The organism is Rummeliibacillus sp. TYF-LIM-RU47 (genome assembly GCF_008638315.1).
Taxonomy (GTDB): domain Bacteria; phylum Bacillota; class Bacilli; order Bacillales_A; family Planococcaceae; genus Rummeliibacillus; species Rummeliibacillus stabekisii.
Genome location: NZ_VVIR01000001.1, coordinates 189,666 through 209,663, shown reverse-complemented (window position 1 = coordinate 209,663; position 19,998 = coordinate 189,666). Strand labels below are relative to the sequence as shown.

21 protein-coding genes are annotated in these 19,998 nt (G+C 39.3%); 5 read left to right on the top strand and 16 right to left on the bottom strand.

What is annotated here, in order from left to right; all coding sequences use genetic code 11:
- Positions 1-43 precede the first annotated feature (43 nt).
- The gene (locus tag F0527_RS01110; protein ID WP_150283478.1) at positions 44-463 is read left to right on the top strand and encodes a MarR family winged helix-turn-helix transcriptional regulator; all 420 of its coding nucleotides are present in this window, start codon (positions 44-46) and stop codon (positions 461-463) included.
- Positions 464-515: 52 nt separating this feature from the next.
- Here F0527_RS01110 and F0527_RS01105 read toward each other — a convergent pair whose 3' ends face one another.
- The 5 genes from F0527_RS01105 to F0527_RS01085 all read right to left on the bottom strand — a co-directional run bounded on the left by F0527_RS01105 (position 516) and on the right by F0527_RS01085 (position 5,566).
- Complete coding sequence (locus F0527_RS01105; RefSeq protein WP_150283477.1) at positions 516-1,154, bottom strand: LysE family translocator; 639 nt, start codon at positions 1,152-1,154, stop codon at positions 516-518.
- Positions 1,155-1,381: 227 nt separating this feature from the next.
- The gene (locus tag F0527_RS01100; RefSeq protein ID WP_150283476.1) at positions 1,382-2,536 is read right to left on the bottom strand and encodes an aminotransferase class I/II-fold pyridoxal phosphate-dependent enzyme; all 1,155 of its coding nucleotides are present in this window, start codon (positions 2,534-2,536) and stop codon (positions 1,382-1,384) included.
- Between the two features lie 143 nt (positions 2,537-2,679).
- Positions 2,680-3,828 (bottom strand): CDP-glycerol glycerophosphotransferase family protein, encoded by a 1,149-nt coding sequence (locus tag F0527_RS01095; RefSeq protein ID WP_223823502.1) that lies wholly within the window; start codon positions 3,826-3,828, stop codon positions 2,680-2,682.
- 2 nt (positions 3,829-3,830) lie between these two features.
- A complete protein-coding gene (locus tag F0527_RS01090) occupies positions 3,831-4,856 on the bottom strand; it encodes a ribitol-5-phosphate dehydrogenase (protein ID WP_147195379.1) in 1,026 nt (341 codons plus the stop codon).
- Positions 4,853-5,566 carry an IspD/TarI family cytidylyltransferase gene (locus F0527_RS01085; RefSeq protein ID WP_066791769.1) on the bottom strand — a complete coding sequence of 238 codons (714 nt, stop codon included), beginning with the start codon at positions 5,564-5,566 and terminating at the stop codon, positions 4,853-4,855. The genes F0527_RS01090 and F0527_RS01085 overlap by 4 nt, the downstream gene beginning before the upstream one ends.
- Before the next feature lie 760 nt (positions 5,567-6,326).
- Here F0527_RS01085 and sda point away from each other — a divergent pair.
- Positions 6,327-6,512 (top strand): sporulation histidine kinase inhibitor Sda, encoded by a 186-nt coding sequence (gene sda, locus F0527_RS17370; RefSeq protein WP_066791768.1) that lies wholly within the window; start codon positions 6,327-6,329, stop codon positions 6,510-6,512.
- 435 nt (positions 6,513-6,947) lie between these two features.
- On the opposite strand, the gene F0527_RS01075 is transcribed toward sda, so the two are convergent.
- Positions 6,948-7,415, bottom strand: a complete 468-nt coding sequence (locus F0527_RS01075) for an IDEAL domain-containing protein (protein WP_066791767.1) — start codon at positions 7,413-7,415, stop codon at positions 6,948-6,950.
- A 211-nt stretch (positions 7,416-7,626) separates the two neighbouring features.
- Here F0527_RS01075 and F0527_RS01070 point away from each other — a divergent pair, with 211 nt between their 5' ends.
- Both F0527_RS01070 and F0527_RS01065 read left to right on the top strand, forming a co-directional pair.
- The gene (locus F0527_RS01070) at positions 7,627-9,198 is read left to right on the top strand and encodes an SWIM zinc finger family protein (protein ID WP_150283475.1); all 1,572 of its coding nucleotides are present in this window, start codon (positions 7,627-7,629) and stop codon (positions 9,196-9,198) included.
- Positions 9,195-11,969 (top strand): DEAD/DEAH box helicase, encoded by a 2,775-nt coding sequence (locus F0527_RS01065; protein WP_150283474.1) that lies wholly within the window; start codon positions 9,195-9,197, stop codon positions 11,967-11,969. Before F0527_RS01070 ends, F0527_RS01065 begins: the two co-directional genes overlap by 4 nt.
- Before the next feature lie 268 nt (positions 11,970-12,237).
- On the opposite strand, the gene F0527_RS01060 is transcribed toward F0527_RS01065, so the two are convergent.
- Complete coding sequence (locus tag F0527_RS01060; protein ID WP_150283473.1) at positions 12,238-12,669, bottom strand: single-stranded DNA-binding protein; 432 nt, start codon at positions 12,667-12,669, stop codon at positions 12,238-12,240.
- Positions 12,670-12,967: 298 nt separating this feature from the next.
- Here F0527_RS01060 and F0527_RS01055 point away from each other — a divergent pair, with 298 nt between their 5' ends.
- Entirely contained in the window at positions 12,968-13,402 is a 435-nt protein-coding gene (locus tag F0527_RS01055; RefSeq protein WP_335340637.1) for a YwpF family protein, read from the top strand.
- Positions 13,403-13,464: 62 nt separating this feature from the next.
- Here F0527_RS01055 and F0527_RS01050 read toward each other — a convergent pair whose 3' ends face one another.
- The 9 genes from F0527_RS01050 to spoIID form a co-directional block, all read right to left on the bottom strand.
- A complete protein-coding gene (locus F0527_RS01050) occupies positions 13,465-13,854 on the bottom strand; it encodes a hypothetical protein (protein WP_150283472.1) in 390 nt (129 codons plus the stop codon).
- 123 nt (positions 13,855-13,977) lie between these two features.
- Entirely contained in the window at positions 13,978-14,418 is a 441-nt protein-coding gene (gene fabZ, locus F0527_RS01045; RefSeq protein WP_066791762.1) for a 3-hydroxyacyl-ACP dehydratase FabZ, read from the bottom strand.
- A gap of 28 nt (positions 14,419-14,446) precedes the next feature.
- Positions 14,447-14,737, bottom strand: a complete 291-nt coding sequence (locus F0527_RS01040) for a DNA-directed RNA polymerase subunit beta (protein ID WP_150283471.1) — start codon at positions 14,735-14,737, stop codon at positions 14,447-14,449.
- A gap of 18 nt (positions 14,738-14,755) precedes the next feature.
- Positions 14,756-15,589 (bottom strand): flagellar hook-basal body protein, encoded by an 834-nt coding sequence (locus F0527_RS01035; protein ID WP_150283470.1) that lies wholly within the window; start codon positions 15,587-15,589, stop codon positions 14,756-14,758.
- 24 nt (positions 15,590-15,613) lie between these two features.
- Positions 15,614-16,453, bottom strand: coding sequence for a flagellar hook-basal body protein (locus F0527_RS01030; RefSeq protein WP_066791759.1), 840 nt, complete (start codon positions 16,451-16,453; stop codon positions 15,614-15,616).
- A gap of 132 nt (positions 16,454-16,585) precedes the next feature.
- The gene (gene mreB / locus F0527_RS01025) at positions 16,586-17,584 is read right to left on the bottom strand and encodes a rod shape-determining protein (RefSeq protein ID WP_150283469.1); all 999 of its coding nucleotides are present in this window, start codon (positions 17,582-17,584) and stop codon (positions 16,586-16,588) included.
- Between the two features lie 154 nt (positions 17,585-17,738).
- On the bottom strand, positions 17,739-18,020 hold the full coding sequence (locus F0527_RS01020) for a sporulation transcriptional regulator SpoIIID (RefSeq protein ID WP_066791757.1): 282 nt from the start codon (positions 18,018-18,020) through the stop codon (positions 17,739-17,741).
- Positions 18,021-18,104: 84 nt separating this feature from the next.
- Positions 18,105-18,764: a M23 family metallopeptidase gene (locus tag F0527_RS01015; protein WP_150283468.1), complete on the bottom strand. Its 660-nt coding sequence runs from the start codon at positions 18,762-18,764 to the stop codon at positions 18,105-18,107.
- Between the two features lie 10 nt (positions 18,765-18,774).
- A complete protein-coding gene (gene spoIID / locus F0527_RS01010; RefSeq protein ID WP_150283467.1) occupies positions 18,775-19,794 on the bottom strand; it encodes a stage II sporulation protein D in 1,020 nt (339 codons plus the stop codon).
- Positions 19,795-19,998 lie beyond the last annotated feature (204 nt).

Below are 19,998 nucleotides of genomic sequence, written 5' to 3'. Positions count from 1 at the left end.
GTTACCATGATATTATAGGTAATGTCAATTTGGAGGAGATTTAATGGAATTAAAAGAGTGTATTAATTTTTTACTAAGCGTAAGTCAAAATAAAGTGTTTAAATACTTCAGCAAGCTATTAGAGGAATATGGCGTGACACCCGCTCAATATGGTGTGTTGAATTGCCTGTGGAGAGAAGGACAATTATCCCCTAAACAAATTGGAGAAATGGTCCACTTAGAAGCCCCTACTGTCTCGGGAATATTAGATAAAATGCAAAAGGCCGAATTAATAGAACGTTCGGTAGATCCAAACAATCGTAGAAATGTCCTAGTAATAGCAACTGAAAAGTCGAATGAAATCAGAGAAGAAGTAGAAGCAGCCACAGATAAGCTAAATCATAAGGTTCTTCAAGATTTAACTGAAAGCGATACAGAAGCGTTAAAAAAAGCATTAGAAGCTATTATAAAGTCTGATTTCTAATGAACTTATCCTGTCTAAGAAAGGACAACACATTAAAGGTGTTGTCCTTTTTTCAGCTCACTAGTAGTCTCTTTGTCGCTATCACAAACTCATATAGGAAATACCCTGCAAAGCATAATAAAATACACCCAGCAATAATCGATACCCATTTGATCATGGTTTGATTCATCACTTTCCTTGTTACAGCAACAATAGAAAGCAGACCAACATCATGAAGTAAGATTCCGCTTAATATCCCCGCTCCAACAACTAAAAATTTCGTTGGTTGAGTCATATCATAAGAATCGGAAAGTACAGCGCCAAAAACAGAAATCCAAAACATAAGATTTCCTGGTGAAAGAGCTACGAATAAGCCATTACGATAGGAGCTAAAAAATGATACATTCGATTTATCACCAGCAAGTGCAATGTCTTGATTCGAGTTTTTAATAGAATCGTACCCTAAATAGGCTAAGAAAAAAGCACCAATCAGCCACATTGGTATTTGTATATAAGATATAGAAAGGATAGATGCCAATCCCATATACAAGGCAATAATTAATAGGAAATCAACCGTCATTCCACCTAACCCTACAGCCCATCCTTGCATAAACCCTTTTTTCAGACCTTGTTTCGTCATTTCTACCGTCATAGCTCCTACAGGCATTGCAATTGCAAGACCAGCTATTAAATATGTAAAAAATAAACTCAAAAAAACACTCCCTTCAGAAATCTCTCCATCCACATATTTCTATTTTTAATATAGCATATATTTTAAATAATTATTCACTATTATAAATATTAATACAAAAAATATACTAATTAGGGGTTTTTTTATTCTATATAGATTAAACAAATATGGAGCAACTTTAAGAAGGGCATCACATAGTGATGTCCTTCATAATTGTCTTATCTAGTTTTGATTATAAGCGCATATCATTAGAGTGTTTGTATGAAACGTTCAAGACGATTCATGCCTTCCTCCAATTCTTGATCTGAATAGGCGTATGTAATGCGGAGGTAGCCTTCTCCATATGGAGTAAAGACAGAACCTGGGATGGTACCGACACCGGCTTCCTTCAGCAAACGTACAGCAAATTCTTCAGAAGTAAGGCCGAATTTTTTGATGGATGGGAAGATATAGAATGCACCAGTTGGCAGCTGTACATCAATTTCCATTGCCTTTAACCTTTTGTATACATAATCTCTACGTCGTATATAGCTTTCATTCATAATTGCAGGCGTATCCCTGCAGTTTGTCAGTGCTTCAATGGCTGCATATTGACTGGGTACAGAGGCACAGATAGCATTGAAGGAATGCACTTTCACTACTTCTTGAATAAGTGGAGCATCGGCAAGCAGGAACCCGATACGGAAACCCGTCATAGCATGGGACTTAGATAGACCATGAATAAGAAAAAGGCGATCTTTTAGTTCGGGATAATAGCCAAATGAACGGTGTTCCCCGCTAAATGTATTTTCGCTATAAATTTCATCAGATACAATGTAGATGTCCTCTTCTTTTAGCACTTCTGCCAATGCATCCATTTGATCGGGTGTAATCGTGGCACCTGTTGGGTTCGATGGGAAATTAAAGATCACCGCTTTAGTCTTAGGGGTAATGAGCTCTTTTAGTTTGGTCGCAGATGGTTGAAAACCGGTGTCTGTCGTATCCAAATAAACCGTTTTTGCACCGCAGTACGAGATAACTGGCTCATAGCCTGCATAAATAGGAGCAGGCAAAATAACCTCATCGCCTTCCTGTAAAATCGTACGGAGCACTGAATCAATTGCCTGGGAAGCCCCATTCGTCACAAGGATTTCAGTATTTGCATCATACTGGCATTGGTATTTATCAGCTAAAAATGTAGAGACTGCTTTCCGAAGTTCTACTAACCCAGCATTCACGGAATAAGTAGTTAAATTATTTTCGAGTGCATAGATACCAGCTCTTTTTACAGCCTCCGGTGGTGCAAAATCAGGTTGGCCTATGGTTAAATTAATGGCATTTGGAAAGTTTACTAGAAGGTTGGAAAACTTTCGAATTCCGGGCAAACCGATTCGATGGATTTGTGGATTCAATGATAATGGCATAGTAATTCCCTCTTTCCCTATTTCTCTATCATTCCATTATAGTGTTCAATTCGGAATAGTTGAACAATTATATGTATAAAAGACGGAAAATTCTCCTAAATCCATAAAAAAAGCAGACAAACAAGAAAATGTTCGTCTGCTGCTTATTTAAACAATTGCTCAACAATGCTCTTTGCGATATGTGAGGTTTGGGAAAAATTATATTCTACCATGCGAGAGGTATCATATGAATCGCCTGTATGCCGACTGTTAATCCAATCGATCAGTGCTGACCTGCTTCTCAAAATAGCACCGTCTGAAATGTTATGAAGGTCATTATATAACCCGCGATTTTTTGTATAAGCTTCTAAGTCTGGTACATAATGCGCTAATGGCTTGTGGAATAGCGCAAATTCAAATATGGCCGAAGAATAATCAGTGATGAAAGCATCTGCCACAAGCATCCAATCATTTGTAGAAAACTGCCCGTCAACGATGATGTTGCTCGTTTTTTGAAGCGCCTCGAAATGACTATGGTCAATATACGGATGACCTACAAAGACAATTAGCTTGTCCTTGTCAAGATGTCCGGCTGTCTTGATCAACTCTTCTACGATATCGAGATCAGATTCCTTTGAGCTGCTTCCAGCGCGGTATGTAGGAGCAATCAGTATTTTAACCATCCCTCGCTGTTTTTCAGACAAGGTCTTTAATATCTGATCTCGCGTCTTTTCTACAAACGCTTGATCGCTAAAGTAATCAATGCGCGGCACGCCAAATGGAAAAATACGATCTCTCTGCATATGAAATGCTTCTGCATAATACGGAATCATGTTTTCAGAAGATACGAATACATGGGTATAATGCGAATGGATTGGCACAACGTCTAAATAACTGCTACTTGGACCAAATTTTGTGTTGATCGTACTATAGCCAAATTTCTTAAAAGCGCCTGCTGCATGCCAAAGTTGCACTATATCTGTTTCTTTTCGAGGATTGATTAAATAAACCGGCAAGTAATAATCATCCAACAAGATAATTTTGGCATCTGCAATCATATTGATTTCCTTAAACAACTTTACACTAATCTTGTTGTTCGGCTTAATAATATGAAATTGCAGCTCTGGGTGAGTCTTTTTCATTTCTTCATATACTGCCTTCAAGTTGCCTTCAAGCTCGTCTTGGCGATATAAAGGAATAACAACCTTATTAGACTTTACAGGCTTCCCCATGCATGCCAGACGATAACAGCACCGATAGATCAGCCTGTAAAGCGCTAATATTTTGTATTGAATGGTTCTTCCAATGCCCATTTTTAGATTTTCCAGTTCATGATGGTTTTGCCCCATGAATTAGAAAGGTCTGATTCAAATGCACTAAGCGCATCTTGTACAGATGTCACGTGGAAGACTTGTCCAATTAAAGTAGCTAGATATTCAACGATTTCTGGATGTTCTTTATAGATATCCACTGTACGTTGGAAGTCGGCCACACCGCTTCGGCTGCTACCGATAAGTGTTAATCCTTTTTCCAGTACCATGCGCGTATTGATTTCTACTGGATATTCACTAACGCCAAGCAATGCAATAGAGCCTTCTGGTTTGATGACATCAATGATTTGGTCAATTGCATATTGGCTTCCCTTGCCTCCAGCACATTCGAAGGCATGATCAATTTCATAGCCTTCTGGGATATCATTAATGTAAATCGCTTCATCACAGAATGAGAATTGATTTAATTTGTAATCTGTTTTCCCAAAGATCGTCACTTTACAATCAGGATATAGCGTTTTTAAGAATAAAGATGTAATAAAACCTAGATTGCCGTCTCCCCAAACGCCGAATGAACTACGGCGTTTAATGGATTTTTCTTCGAAACGAGTGATAGCATGCACAGCAACAGAAACAAGTTCTGTATAGGCAGCAACATTCATATCAATATCTTGCGGCAATACAATTAAACGGTCGCGGCGAATAAATACATAATCCTGCATAAATCCATCATAGCCGCTTGATCTGAAGTGGCTTGTAGTCAAATAATTTTCTCTAATATAAGGATCTTCTTCTGTAGGCTTGTTCGGTACCATAACAACCTTTGTGCCTACAGGGAATTCATCTTGCGGGTCATAAGCGATTTCACCAACACCCTCATGAATAAGAGCCATCGGAAGCTTTTTCTTCATTGCTTCTTCGCCGCGCGTTCCTGTGTAATAGCGTTGGTCCGCCGCACAAATAGAAAGATGTGTAGGGCGTACAACCACTTTTTCCGCTGTTATAGAGCTGTCTTTATAAGTGACTTCAATTTGTCTTGGTGATACGAGGCGATAAATTTGGTTAATCACTTATCCATACTTCCTTTCAATATTGCGTTGGAAACACTTAAATCGTACGGAGTTGTCACTTTGATATTAAATGTTTCACCGCGCACTAATTTCACTTGAAGACCCTTGATGGCAAATATTTTACACGCATCTGTAAGGATTTCTTTCTCTTCTTCGCTAAGCATACTATAAATTTGCTTTAATTTATTAATTTTAAAGGTTTGTGGGGTTTGCCCTTGATACATATGTGATCTGATTGGAATAGACGAGATATATTCGCCGTCTGTTGATTCTACAATTGTATCAATCGCACTGATAACAGTATCCACAGCATCATTCTTTAAGCCCTCTTCAATATTTTGTTCAATAATGCGGTGCGTCAAGAAAGGTCTTACCGCATCATGTGTAATGATGATATCTTCATCGCTGACCGGAGAAACGCTTTCAATATATGAAATGATGTTCATGATGGTATCGTTACGATCAGTGCCGCCTTCGATTACTTTAATGTTTGGCATTGTTAGACCGTATTTCACTAATGTATCGGTAGTGTGACGTATCCACTCTTTTGGAGTTGCAACGATAATAGTATCGATTTTTTTATTTAGTATAAACTTCTCAATTGTGTGGATAATGATTGGTTTTTCATTTAAGTGTAAAAATTGCTTTGGCATTGGCACATTGCCCATTCGCGTGCCTTTTCCGCCTGCTAGTATTCCAGCATAAATCATTTGTATAGCACCTCTTCTTATTTGAAATTCCGGCACTAGCCGGTATGCATTATGCTACATTATTACCTTGTCGTATTGGCACTAATTGTAGCATATTTTCATTGTATGTTCTACTAGCGCCAAATAGCGCTAAATTGCTTGATCATTCTTACATGACGTATAGATTAGGATAGGGTTCGCTCTTTTCATCTTAGTTATACAAAATCTTCTTTATACTGCCTCTCAAAAGATAAAAACAATGCAATGTCTATTGAATCGAACCTTTGTTCTTTGTTATAATGAAACGTAAGTTCGGTGAGTAAGAGATAAAGGATAGCTCTGCTCCATAATTATATATTTTTAAAAATTAATTGGAAAATTTTTTTATAAAAGGTTTAGTATTTGTTTATTTGGATATTTATTAAGATGGTGGAAATTTTTTTTTGTACTTCCATGTCTTTGTAAATTGAACCAAAATAGTTATAAACTAACCTAATCTTTATAATAGAACTATTATTCATAAAAAAGTTTTCGACAAATTTCGATATTTCTGTCTTCTGTGGATAAGTTTATGCACAATGTCCACACTCATAGTCAACTGGTTTACTATTTTTCCACACAGTTTAATCACATCTTATCCACTATTTCTTGTGGATAAAGGGCATATTGTTTTGCTGGAAGCGATTTGTTAAATTAGGTGTACACCCAAGCAACCTACAATAATATTCTTTCGTTTGACCATATAGAACCAGTACTTTCAAAAAAAGAAGGAGGGAAGTTTATGGATACGTTATCAGACAAATTATTGGTTCAAGCATATAAAGATGCCAAAAGAAACAATTTGAACCCTGAATTCATCCGCATTCTTGAGGAAGAAATTCATCATCGTGTGCTTCGGAAAGTCTTATCCAACTCACAGGGCAGGGATATGTTGTTTGATGAAGAATCCCTGATGGAGATTCAGTAACTCCGTAACCGCTTACCTATACTCCGGTTGTGTTCAGTTACTGACTCCATATACCTGCCGTCTGATGATTTCCTCCATTGTCCTTCACTCAATTTTATTTTTAACTTCTTTTATTCTGTGTTTTACACCAATGCATATACACCACTATACCATCGACCCTTTCTGTCATTAGTCACAAAAGGTCTTAACTCTTCATATCTATGAGTAAGGCAGTGTGAAGACGGAGGGATTGGGATGAGAGGGTTGTGGAAACGTTTAGGTTTCAACTTTATGGATGCCGTCATATGGGTTTATTGTTGTTTCCTCGCCATACTATTAATCTTGCTATTTATCCTTCTCTTAATTGGATAATGTTCCCCTAATTAAAATAGATAATTTTTTTATATAGCAAAAGCACCCAATCTTTAAAGATTAGGTGCTTCTTAATTGTTTAACTTATTGTTCAACCTGTGCGTCCTCCATTGGTGCGATCTCTTTTGCGAGAGTATAGAATAACTCTTCATCTCGCTCTGCTAGTGCTTTGTCAATCAACTGCAAGCGATTAATGTCTTCCAGTTCTTTTATCAGCAAATCCATCTCTGAAGGGGCGCTCAGCTGTTCATCTCTTTTTAGTTCAAGATCATCTAATATTAACTCCAAATGTTTATTTACATCCGATGTCAACATCAATTCATGTAAGGGCAATCGAAGAAATCGGCTTCCTTTTTGAAATACAAAGACTTCTGACAAGTTCTCGATGCGCAAAGTGGATAAATTAATCACAATTTCCTTACCTTCTATAGGGATGAAATGAAATACTTCTTCGTCCTTTATTATGGAGAAATATTGATAGGCAAAAACCATTTTGAGCCTTGCGCCATCTCGCTTTGTGTAGAATGGTTCCATTCTTTTCACTTCCAACATTCTATTCCCCTCCTTATAAGGAATATTCTGATTATTAACAATATATCATGTAACCTTTAATCATGACACAAAAATCTTTGTCGCCTTTTCTGAATGTTTTTAAATTCATTTGCACAATTATGAAGGCTTTTGGCGAAACGGTTCAAAGGCATTTACGGCAGACCTTAAATAGCGATATAATGAAAGGAAAGTTTTTTCAGGAGCGATCACTATGAATATGAATATTTCTGAAGTGGCCAACAGATATGAAGGCTTTATACGCAATCAAATGGCCGAAATAGATTTACAACTTCATGCCAGCGATGCTGAGGATGAAGAATTAGTACGGCGTGCAGCCTTTTTGGCGCGCCATAATTATGTGAAAATCAACACGTTTAGCGAAACACAAAATACAATTCAATTTGTGGTTCAAGACGCTATGCCAACACTAGTTCAATTAAACATGAATACTGATCGCATATCATGCAACTGTCCAAGAGAAATATGGTGCCGCCATAAAGTGGCAGCCATTTTTGTTCTGTATCAATATATTGACTCTTTATCAGACTGGCTAGATAACTTCCGCAGAAGTAAATCTACACAGCTTCATCTCCTAAAAGATGAACGGTCGCCTGAATCTTGGTTAGCTCTAGTAGAAAGAGTGTATAAGGCCAACTTATTTCGTCAAACATCGCTCACTCCATACTTGCTGGAGAGTATTTTTCAAGATATGCAGCGCCAAGTTTTTCGTGAGACACCTCTCGAACGCGAATGGCAAAGTTTGTTTAAGCTTTTCACACATATGGCTTTAGTGATTCATACATGGAAGCACTTAGAAGATGTCCATAAATCCTATGGTGGCTATATCATTCGCTTTATCGATAATGAAAAGGAAAATATTAGGGAGCATATACGGACGACTTCTTCAAAATCCCGCCTTTTTGCTACAGATCCATTTTACGATACACTTCAGGCGATGGTTCGCCGATTTACTTTGCAGGAAAAGGGCTTTTTTGGACATCGTTTAATGATTTACAAGAACTTCTGGGAATCAATGTTTAACGAAAAAGCGAGACGTGAGAATGAGCTACAAACAATCCGGCAAACTACGCAAGTAGCGGATGATGTTCGTATTGAAAGCATAGAGTCTATGTTCTATATTATGCTGAAAAATTATGAGGAACTAGGTCGTGAGCTTTCGAAGATGAACTCGGAAGACCTGCTACTATGGCTCGACTTGGCTCAATTTGCCGCAAACAATAACGATTATGAAGCACTTTCAATGATTTTGCGTACAATGCTTCCTCACTTAGATACTTTTATAAATAACCATATTTCAATTCGTTACCGCCCAAACTTTGTGGGGGCTTTCCATAGGCTATGTTCTTATATCAATCTTAATGACGAAGAAGCGGAAGTTTTATTTGCAGCAGCTGGTACTTATGGGTTGCAGCCCTATTCGCTCTTTTTAGTTGAACGCGGTCGATTCACTGAATGGTCGGCGCTTCATCACCGCTTTCCTTCCTCACTCGGATATCTGGAAAATTGCGGTCTCAAAACAGTCGTAGAGCAAAAACCGGAAGTACTTTTGCCGCTATACCATTCTTTGGCGATGAATGAATTGGGCCAAAAATCCCGTCAGCATTATAAACAGGCAGTACAAGTATGGAAAAAAATGAAGACCGCTGCCAAAAAAAGCGGAAAGAACGAGTTTTGGAATCAATACATCGACCAAACGAAAAAGCAATATAAGCGCCTGCGAGCATTGCAAGAAGAAATCGAGAAAGGAAACCTCAAGCTATGACATTACAATCAAAAGTGCCAGCATCATTTTTGAAAACCTTGCTAGTGGAAATCAAAACTGAAAATGGCCAGTCCTACACGATCCAATCGCTTGATGAGCACGGCACACCTATGAATGTTGATGAGTGGCTATCTTTCCTTTTTTATCAATACGAGGCATCCTTTTATGGACTAACAGCAGTCCATACAGACGATACGGTTACAGTGACACCACTGGAATTCATCGAGCTGTTCTCAGCCCAGCAAAGGCATCCTTTTATTTCTATTGAAGGAGCAGATAAGGCTTCAAACGAAAGGATAGAGGCAGCTTCTGCTGCGTCAAAATATTGGTATAGCGAGGATCTTTGGGATTATGTATCAGTGCAAGAAGACCAGCTTGCCCTCCAATTGCCAATTAATGAACAAGCTTCACAATTAGTGAATACAGCCTTGGCCCAAAAGCTAGTTGAATTGGGGCTTGCCATTGGAGAAATCCCTTCCCTTTTATCTTATTTCCGAAATGGCGGTTGGCCTATCCATTCCAAAACTGTTGAGGATGAGATCTATGTTGGCATGAGGCTAAGAGAGCCAGCAGAAAACGAAGATGAATGGCACCTTGAAACCGTCATTCGAGGCAAGAAAAGTATGAATTACTGGGCTCCACCAGTGCGAAAACGTACCTTAAAAATTGAAAATGCTCTTCCTGAAAAGTGGAAGAACTATGCAATCGGCATTCAACAGCTGCAACAGCAAATGATCGACCTGTTGAGAGATCAAGCATATATGCAAGACGTTGACTCTGAGAAGTTCCTTTCATCTCGGTTAAAAGATGCGGATGTTCGAGAGTTTTTGCGGTCAGATTTCGCAAGGCTTCAAGCATTAGGTTTTGAAATTGTTCTGCCTGCATGGCTGAAAGAGCTGAAGGACTCCCGCTTCAAAGTGCGGGCAACCGCGAATACTGCATCAAACTATAAATCAGCTGCCGGCCTGCAAGAAATCTTAACATTTAACTGGAAGCTATCTTTAAATGGCCAAGAGATTTCAATGGAAGACTTCCAACAGATGGTGAATGATAATCGTGAATTTATCAGAGCTGGTACAGAATGGGTACGCGTCGATGCACAGTGGATGCAAGAGATTCGCAAGCTGATGGATAAAGCCGAATCGGAGAATTGGACAGTGAAAGATCTTTTGTTCCAAGAGTTGCCGGAAGAGCTAACCATTCCGCTTGACGACGAAGAAGAAGAGGAAGCAGATGATCCGTTCTTCCAATTCGAAATGCAAAAGTCCCTGCAAGAGTATGTTAAGAAACTTGTGGATAAAAAAGGCCTGCCACAAGTTCCCATCTCTCAAAATCTACATGCAGAATTACGTCCTTATCAACAAGAAGGATTTGAATGGCTATCCTTTATGCACGACCAACAATTTGGTGCTTGCTTAGCTGATGATATGGGTCTCGGGAAAACCGTACAGCTTATTTCTTATTTACTGCATATCTATGATGAAAACAAAGAAGCGTCACCGTCTCTGATTATTTGCCCAACCTCTGTGCTTGGCAACTGGCAAAAAGAATTAGCACGATTTGCACCTACCTTAAAGGTATATATGCATTATGGTCCAACACGTTTGAAGGACCAAACATTTTACGACCATTTGCAGCGTGAAAAACCGCAAATTGTGTTATCAACCTACGGTACCATCACCCAGGATGTAGAAATGCTTGAAGAAATAGAGTGGTCAAATGTTACGCTAGACGAAGCGCAAAATATTAAAAACATGCATACAAAACAATCGAAGGCGATTCGAAAATTGCGTGGAAAACATCATATAGCATTGACTGGTACACCTGTTGAAAACCGATTATCTGAACTATGGGCGATCTTTGATTTTATATACAAAGGTTATCTGGGCAGCTTTTCACGCTTCCAGGAAGAATATATAGCGCCGATTGAGCGAGATGATTCAGAAGTCCATAAACACCGTTTACGTAAGAAAATCCAGCCGTTCCTGCTGCGACGTACCAAGCAGGATCCTGCCCTTATGCTCAATTTGCCTGACAAAGTGGAACAACGGGAATATTGCCCGCTGACTGAGGAGCAGGCCGTGCTTTATGAAAGCTTTATACAAGAAACGGTGCAAAAACTGGAGACACTCTCAGGCTTTGAAAGAAAAGGGCTTATCTTAAAGATGCTTAATAAGTTGAAGCAGCTGTGTAACCATCCTGCTCTTTATTTAAAGGAGCCTTTCGAGAACGCCAAAGAAATGATGGAACGCTCTGAGAAGCTGGATCGTATTATTACCCTGGCTGGCGATATTGCAGGCAATGGTGAGCAATGCCTGATCTTTACACAATATATTGGAATGGGCCAGCTCATACAGCATTGTCTAACAGAACTCTATGATATAGATGCGCCATTTTTAACAGGTAGCATGCCAAAAAATCAGCGTGATTATTTTGTCGAGTCTTTCCAAAAAGGCGAATTTCCCGTTTTCATTTTGTCCTTAAAGGCTGGGGGCACAGGCCTGAATTTAACTGCAGCTAACCATGTTCTCCATGCAGACAGATGGTGGAATCCAGCAGTTGAAAACCAAGCAACAGACCGTGCGTACCGGATTGGTCAAACCCAATTTGTCCATGTACATAAGTTCATGACGACTGGGACGGTAGAGGAAAAAATTGATACATTATTAACCGAAAAGCAATCGTTGTCGGAAGAATTAATCCAATCCAGCCAATGGATTACGGAACTAAACGACGATGAGATCAAGGATTTATTGTCATTTAACTTTTAGCCAAATTAAAAAAGGTTCTGCTATTTACAGCAGAACCTTTTTATTATGTACAGATAAAGTCATACAATCGATGACTTCATCCGCTGTCTTCCCCATAGACATTTGTTTAATACGCTTTACTTTCATCACATAATTTCCCTGTACCTGTAATAGCCTTTTTTGAATTGTTCTGTGGATGATCATTTGGTTGAATTTTTTATTTAGAACAATTCATCAAACCCATTGGCGCGGTCTTGCCATAGGAGCTATCATTACAACCTTTGCCGCATTATACAATCGGCAACCCTTCCACTTCTTCTGTCGGTAATACAAAGCCCTGTGGTATGTTATTTTGAGTTGTTGCCCTCTGGTCTCCAGTTCCTTTTTGAGTATGTTCTTCGCGGTTCTTCAATGCGATAAAACGAACTTCATCCGCTACCACTTCTGTTAAATATACTCGCTTACCATCGTCACGGTCATAAGACCTTGATTGCAACCGGCCACCAACCCCAATTAATGAACCTTTTCCGCAATACTTGACAACATTCGCAGCGAGCTTGCCCCACACAACACAAGATACAAAGTCAGCTTCAACCTGACCATTCGCATTTTTGAACTTGCGATTTATCGCAATGGTAAAGCTTGTTGCCATCCTACCTTCCCCTAATCGCCGCAAGTCTGGATCTTTTGTTATCCTCCCCACAAGAGCAACTTGATTCACATCTTCACCTCCTCCCGCTTAAGTTATCCCTATCATACGGAGGTGGCTACGTTTTAGCAAAATAGCGAAAACAAAATTCAACCTATATTTTGATTCGATATTCAATTTTGTTTCTGGAGAAACGGAGCAGTATGCTGTTTTCCTCATGCAGGAAAATACGTAAAAATCTATTTTAGCTTTTTTTCATGTTATAATAATGTCATCTTCTCTAGACGTAAAGCTAGAGTAAAAATTCTCTGAATCATCAAACATAATTGACGTTGGTGTGTCATATACTATATCTTTTGAAAGATTGGCGGTGATTATTATAAAGACATTCAAAATGCTATCATTAGAGTTGTTAGAAGAAAATCAGTTCACGTCATACCCGCTCATAGACGGGATTATTATCAATCAAGAAAATAGCCATAAGTATTGGATTCTAGAGATGTATATGGATGCTCAGTATGCTGGCGATTTTGCTAAATATCTTGGGACAGATGACATCCTTGACGTCCGTGCAGTAATTTCTTATCCTGACAATGAACCTGCTTACTTCCGCGTTGTTGTCCATAACATTACGGAAATGCCCGATACTGGCCATGTATCTGTCTTGTTGAAAGGTACACTAAATTCAAACAGAAGGCAGTACGCTGAGCAGCTATTGCTTGAACTTGTAGAAGAAGGCTTAACGGGCAATGCATTGCTTGAACGGTTCAAGTCCGATTTACATAATCGAAAAAAATTAAAGTAAAAAATACGAAAAAGATGATCTCTTAACAGAAATCATCTTTTTCTTATGGGTGTTAACCCATACTATTTATTGTCATCCTTATCATGAGGCACATTATTGCCGTTTGTAGCTTCATCATCCGTTACCATATGATCATTAGGTGTAGGCTGGTTGCCAGGCAATACATCGTTTACTCCTTGTTCAACACCTTCAGTCACATCATTGACGCCTTCTTCAACGCCAGTCATGCCATTGTTCACGCCTTGCTCAATGTCAGTTGTTGTACTGCCGTTTTGAGCGCCGTTGTTTACACCGTCATTTGTAACACCGTCATCTGTATTGCCAGTGTTAACATCACGGTTGACGTCCTCCATTGGTGTTTCCGTACGTGTATCTTCTACTGCTTTTTTGTTATTGCACCCAACCAATAGAATGGCAGTACAAATTAAAACGCCTGCTGATTTTCTCCACATACTAAAATCCTCCTTCCAGCATATAATCTTAAACCACGACACGCTGTGTGCGATTCAAGAATAGTATGAACGGAAAGAGGAAAACTATCCTTACAACTAAAAAAACTTTTTAAAAGCAGGACTTTATTCTTTTGGAGCTGCAGGCCCAATTGCAAATAGGATATCCGCTTCGCTAGCAAGCTCTCCATCCACTGTTGCTTTTGCATGGCCTTTTCCCATTGTGCCGCGAATCCTTGTGAATTCTACTTCAATATGAAGCTGGTCACCAGGGACTACTTGTCGTTTAAAACGTGCGTTGTCTATACCTGTTAGGAAGGCTAGACGACCTTTAAAGTCATCTGAACTCAATAAGGCAACGCCGCCTACTTGTGCCATTGCTTCAATAATAAGTACGCCAGGCATTACAGGATAGCCTGGGAAATGCCCATTAAAGAAAGGCTCATTAATTGATACATTTTTAATGCCGACAGCACGTTTGCCTTCTTCTACTTCTGTAATCCGATCCACTAAAAGAAATGGATAGCGGTGCGGCAATATTTGTTGGATTTGTTCTGCAGTTAGCAATGCTCTTCCTCCTCTATAAATCAACTGCCTATTTGCCGTTCATAAGATCAAAGACATGTTCCCAAGTCTCCGGTTTAAAAACGCCAAATGGGTTGCCATCACCGATAACGCCATAGCCAATCATAGCTCCGGCGATGACTGCAATAGCTAGTAAAACAACAACAATTAGGATTCTGATGCCGATGGAAAAAATACCTCTAGTGACCCAGTTTCCGTCTCTTTCTCCAACACCTGCTTGCTTTTGCTGTTTCGCTTCTTTGCGAGTTTTAGCGGCACGAGTTGGATTTTCAGTTTTTTGTTCTGTTGTATTATTTGCCATTACAAAATTCTCCTCTACTTATCGAATCCCATTTACTAGCCCCATCATTTGATCAGCCATTGTAATGGTACGTGCGTTAAATTGGTATGAACGCTGAGTATTAATGAGATCGGACATCTCTTTCGAAATATCTACATTAGATGCTTCAAGGCCACCATTTTGCATGGCGATTTGGTTTCGGTTTCCGCCTTGCAAATTTTGAAGTACTGAAGCTTCTTGAACACCAAATTCACCGAAGTTCTCAGGCAAGCCGATATAAGTGCCTGAAATATGTTCCATTAGCTCCGGCTTTTGAATTTGAGTTACACCTAACTCTATTTTAACACTTCTATTATTATACTGAACATTTAAATTCCCGTCTGCTGTTACGCTGAATTCTTTTGCCCCGTTCGGCAATTGAATCGCATTTCCTCTAGAATCAGCAATTGGATAGCCATCGTTATTGACAAGCATCACATTCCCATTATCTGTTGGTGAGAGATAAAAATCTCCTTGTCTTGTGTAGACTGTTTTAGTAGTGTTGCCATCTGGCATCAAGACATTAAAATATTGTCTTTCTTTCGACAAGGAAAAATCAAGTGCTCGACCAGTTTGTTGAAATGTGCCGAGTTTCGAATTAATTTGCGCTTGCGCAAGACCTGCTCCGACTCCTATGCGGATACCGGGCTGTGATTGCCGTGGTGCTTTATCTTTATCATCATTATCGAACTGTTGGTATAGCAGTTCGCCAAATTTTGTTTCCTTCGCTTTAAAGCCATGCGTATTGCTGTTAGATATGTTGTTACTGATTGTATCCAACTGTTGCTGTAATTGCCCCATTGTATTGGCAGCAGACACCATTGTTCTGATCACTTAATATCCCTCCAAAGCCAATGCTTATACTTTGCCGATTTCATTGACTGCTTTATCCATGCTTCGGTCATATGCTTGAAGAATCTTTTGGTTTGCTTCAAATGCTCTATAGGCTGTCATCATATCCGTCATCGTGCGTGCTGAATCAACATTGGAGCGTTCAATATAGCCTTGTTTCGTTGAAAATTGTACACCGTTCACTGTATAAGCTGAAGGAAGATTATCACCATTATTTGTATAGTAAAGCCCTGCATCACGTTTTGCTAGTGTATCCGGTTCATCAGAATAGGCAACTCCGAGTTTAGCCACTCTTCGTCCTTGCTCATAAACATCCCCATTCTCACGAATTTGAAAGTCATCACTTTGTAAATTAATCTTTTGACCTTGATCTGAAAGGACAAATAAACCTTGTGAGTTTACTAGATTGCCAGCAGCATCAAGAGTAAAGCTGCCATTACGTGTATATGCCTCATTACCCGCTTCATTTTGCAAACGGTAAAATATCGCTCCCTTTGTGCCCGTTTCTTCGTTTACAGGGAGATTGCCGTCTACTAATGCTACATCGGTTGGCATATCTGTCGCGGTGATTTGGCCCTGCGTATAGTCAGGCAGCGTTTCTTGCATGTATGTGCCTGTACCGAGCGCGCCAATTTGTTTAACGGAACTGCCTTCATAGCCATTCTGGCGATTTGCAGGACCACTTTTTGTAATGGTTGACATCAGCATATCCGGAAACGCGCGGATAGTTGATTGATCTGCTTTAAACCCAGGTGTATTGGCATTGGCAATATTATTTGATAATAGTTCAGTGCGCCGCTGCTCTGCAATCATGCCGGTAGCGACCGTGTAAAATCCACGAAACATTTCATTCATCCTTCCAGCTGGAATGTATATAGTAATCGTTCATCAATGAGTATCGTAGTTGAATCTTTATATTATAAATTAAATTTACTTAGTATATTTTTATTGATTCTATCATTTTTTTATTTCGGCTAATTATTTCATACGTTTAGGTGTTCGGTCAATATTTTCTAATATTATTCCTGTACCTATCGCTACACAGTCCATAGGGTTTTCAGCAATAAAGACAGGTACTTTGATTTCTTCGGCCAATAAACGGTCTAAGCCGTGAAGTAGAGCTCCACCGCCCGTTACCATTACACCACGGTCTATAATGTCTGCTGAGAGCTCTGGAGGCGTTTTTTCGAGTACATTTTTGGCTGATTGTATGATAAGCGATACGGATTCTTGTAAAGCTTGTTCAATTTCATGCGAATGGACTTCTAAAGTTCTTGGCAGACCTGTTACCAAATCTCGGCCACGAATCTCCATGGATTCATTACGTCCTTCAGGATAGACTGTACCAATTGTGATTTTAATATTCTCCGCTGTTCTTTCACCAATCAGGAGTTTGTATTTTTTCTTGATATATTGGAAGATATCATGGTCAAACAAATCCCCGGCTACTTTGATAGATTCTGATGTTACGATGTCACCCATAGACAAGACTGCTACATCCGTAGTGCCTCCGCCTATATCAATAACCATATTGCCGCTTGGCTGAAAAATATCCATTCCTGCACCAATTGCTGAAACTTTTGGTTCTTCTTCTAAAAACACGTTGCGTCCACCAGATTTCTCTGCTGCTTCCCGAATCGCTTTTTGTTCAACACTTGTAATATTTGTAGGACAGCAAATAAGAATGCGAGGTTTAGACATAAATCCTTTGATATTCAGTTTATTGATAAAGTAGCGAAGCATAGACTCTGTCATATCAAAATCAGCAATGACACCATCTTTTAAAGGACGGATCGCCACAATATTTCCTGGCGTACGGCCGACCATCTTGCGTGCTTCTTCGCCAACGGCCAAGACTTCGTTTGTTTTTTGATCTAGAGCTACAACGGATGGTTCGTTCAAAACGATACCTTTCCCTTTTAAGTGAATTAGCACATTAGCCGTACCTAAATCGATTCCTATATCTCTCGAAAACATAATTTCACCTTTCCTAACTGTTCTTTCGCACGTTTATATATATATGTATCTAGAATATTTTAGCATAGCCTATACGCAATTACATCTATTATTTCTCCATATTATGGGCTTTTTGGCGGGTTTTCCACCTGTTCAAAATAAAAAAACACCCCCGCTAATCTTGTTGCGAAGGTGTCTTATTATCGGCATGGTGCGTCAACCATTTTTGCCGAGTTGCCTCTCCACCGCGTATATGACGGATGGATTTGTGGTAAGCTAAGATCTCGCTTACTTCTTTCGCTAATTCTTCATTCACCAGCATCAATCTTTCTGTAAGATCCTTATGAATGGTACTTTTGGAGTAACCAGTCTTTTGTGCTAAGGCTCTTACGGTTTGCTTAGTTTCCTTCAGCATAAAACCGAGTTTTAAACAGCGGTTGCGAATATGTTCGTGCACATTCTCTTCCTTTCCACAATGTACGAACGTTTCTTTACCATATGTTTAAAATCGTATGCTTAGAACTTGGGTGAATTGAATTTTCTAAAAAGCAAGTAAACTTGTTGGGTTGATGTGCTTGCCTTCTTGCATTACTTCAAAGTATAAATGATTTCCTGCAGCTGGGTTATATTGATTATCAGTTGTTTTACCGATAACTTGTCCTTGATCCACTTTATCGCCTTTTTTAACAGCGATATCTGAGACAGAGCTATAAACAGTTGTCATGCCATTCGAATGTGAAATCGTGATTTCATTCCCGATAAATGGATCACTCTTCACTTCTTCTACTTTACCGCTTAATGCTGCTAATACATCAAAGCTTTCACCGTTGACAGCAATAGAGATGCCATCGCTTGTCGTAAATGTTTGGTTAAAGACAAGCAATGCGCCTGCTCTTGATTCTTCATTTGCTTCTACATCGTAATAGTCCTGTACAACTTTAGCGTCTTTTAAAAGTGCTTCTTTAAATGGATACTGCAAAGATTCCGTTTGTGCATTTGTTTCGACAGTTGGTGACTTTGCACCATTTGTTGCTGTTAACTTGCTGCCTGTCAATGGTTTTGAAGAATTGGTTAATGCTGAGTAGCCCCAAACACCGGCAACAAGCAATACTGCAAAGCTTGCATAAATAACTGGCCAGAACCAGCGTTGTTTTGTTACATTTTTCTTTTGTGGAGTAGGTTTTTTATTTTCCTCTCTCATGTTCATCACCTCATTTGCTATTCTTGTCAATAGCTTGAGAGTTTAAACATAGAGAAGAAGATTTTTTTAATTTTTCTATTTTTACGTGTTGATAGAAATGATGCAATATTTCGCTCGAGCTCGCCCCCTTTTCTGCAAGAGCTTTTGCTCCGTATTGGCTCATTCCTACACCATGTCCATATCCTGTTGTTTGAACTTTGACCTTTTTCGTGTCAGTATCCCAAGCAACTGTGAAATCAGATGAAGCAAGCTGCAATTTTTCTCTCACTTCTCTGCCTGTCCATTTTTTTGTACCTGAAGCTATATACTTCACTCTGCCTGAAGAATTCCGTGCAATCTTTATATTGTAGATTTGAGATTTGGTCCACTGTTGATTGAACGCGTTATTCCATTGCATCAGTGTGAATGTATAGTTGGTGTGAAAACGCGGTGATTCTTTTTCGCTTGTTGGCACAGTTACGGACTGCAGATAGGGAACCACTTGTCCACTGTAGCTTTTGGCGCTCTCCGTTTGCCCATTACTAGTCGAGAAAAACATAGCTGTAATAAGATCCTTTTTATAAGTAAGTACTTGTCCCTTTGTTGCTTGTACAGCTTTGCGGATCTTTTTCTCATTCTTTTGGTAATTGGCACCCCAATCTTTTTTGCGCTGTGAAGGACTCGCATAAGCCTGGGCAGATACAGTCGGTTCAATTTTACTTTTGCCGAAGCTTGTTCGTTTTAAAGCAAATGTCCTTGAAGCAATGGCCTGAGCCTTTAAAGCTTCCAAATCAAAAGAAGCGGGCATTTCTGCCGCCACAACTCCCACTATATATTCTTCTAGTGGGTACGTCTCCTTTTGGCCCACTATTTGAATAGTAATCGGGCAGCTTCCATCTTTTTCTTTCACAGCATCTTGTCCACTTTTTAAGGGCCGTGCGACGTGTGTTTGTACTGGTACTTTCTCCTTGGCTTTTTGTTTGATCACAATAGTTGGCAGCAAAAACAATGCGACGATTGAAATGAGGATATATAGGTGTATTTTTTTCATGGTGAATTATATGTATGGTTTCTATTGATTATGCATAAAGAGGGGTTAAGCGTTTGTTTGTGCTTGGGCAGCTTGATTGGTTGGGAATTTCTATTCTTCATTTTGGGACACCCAGCCGATTCTTATTCGACCCAATAGGTGTTTTCACGGACACATAGAAATTTCTCCAAAATAAAAAAACTCAGTGCATACAATACATGCAAT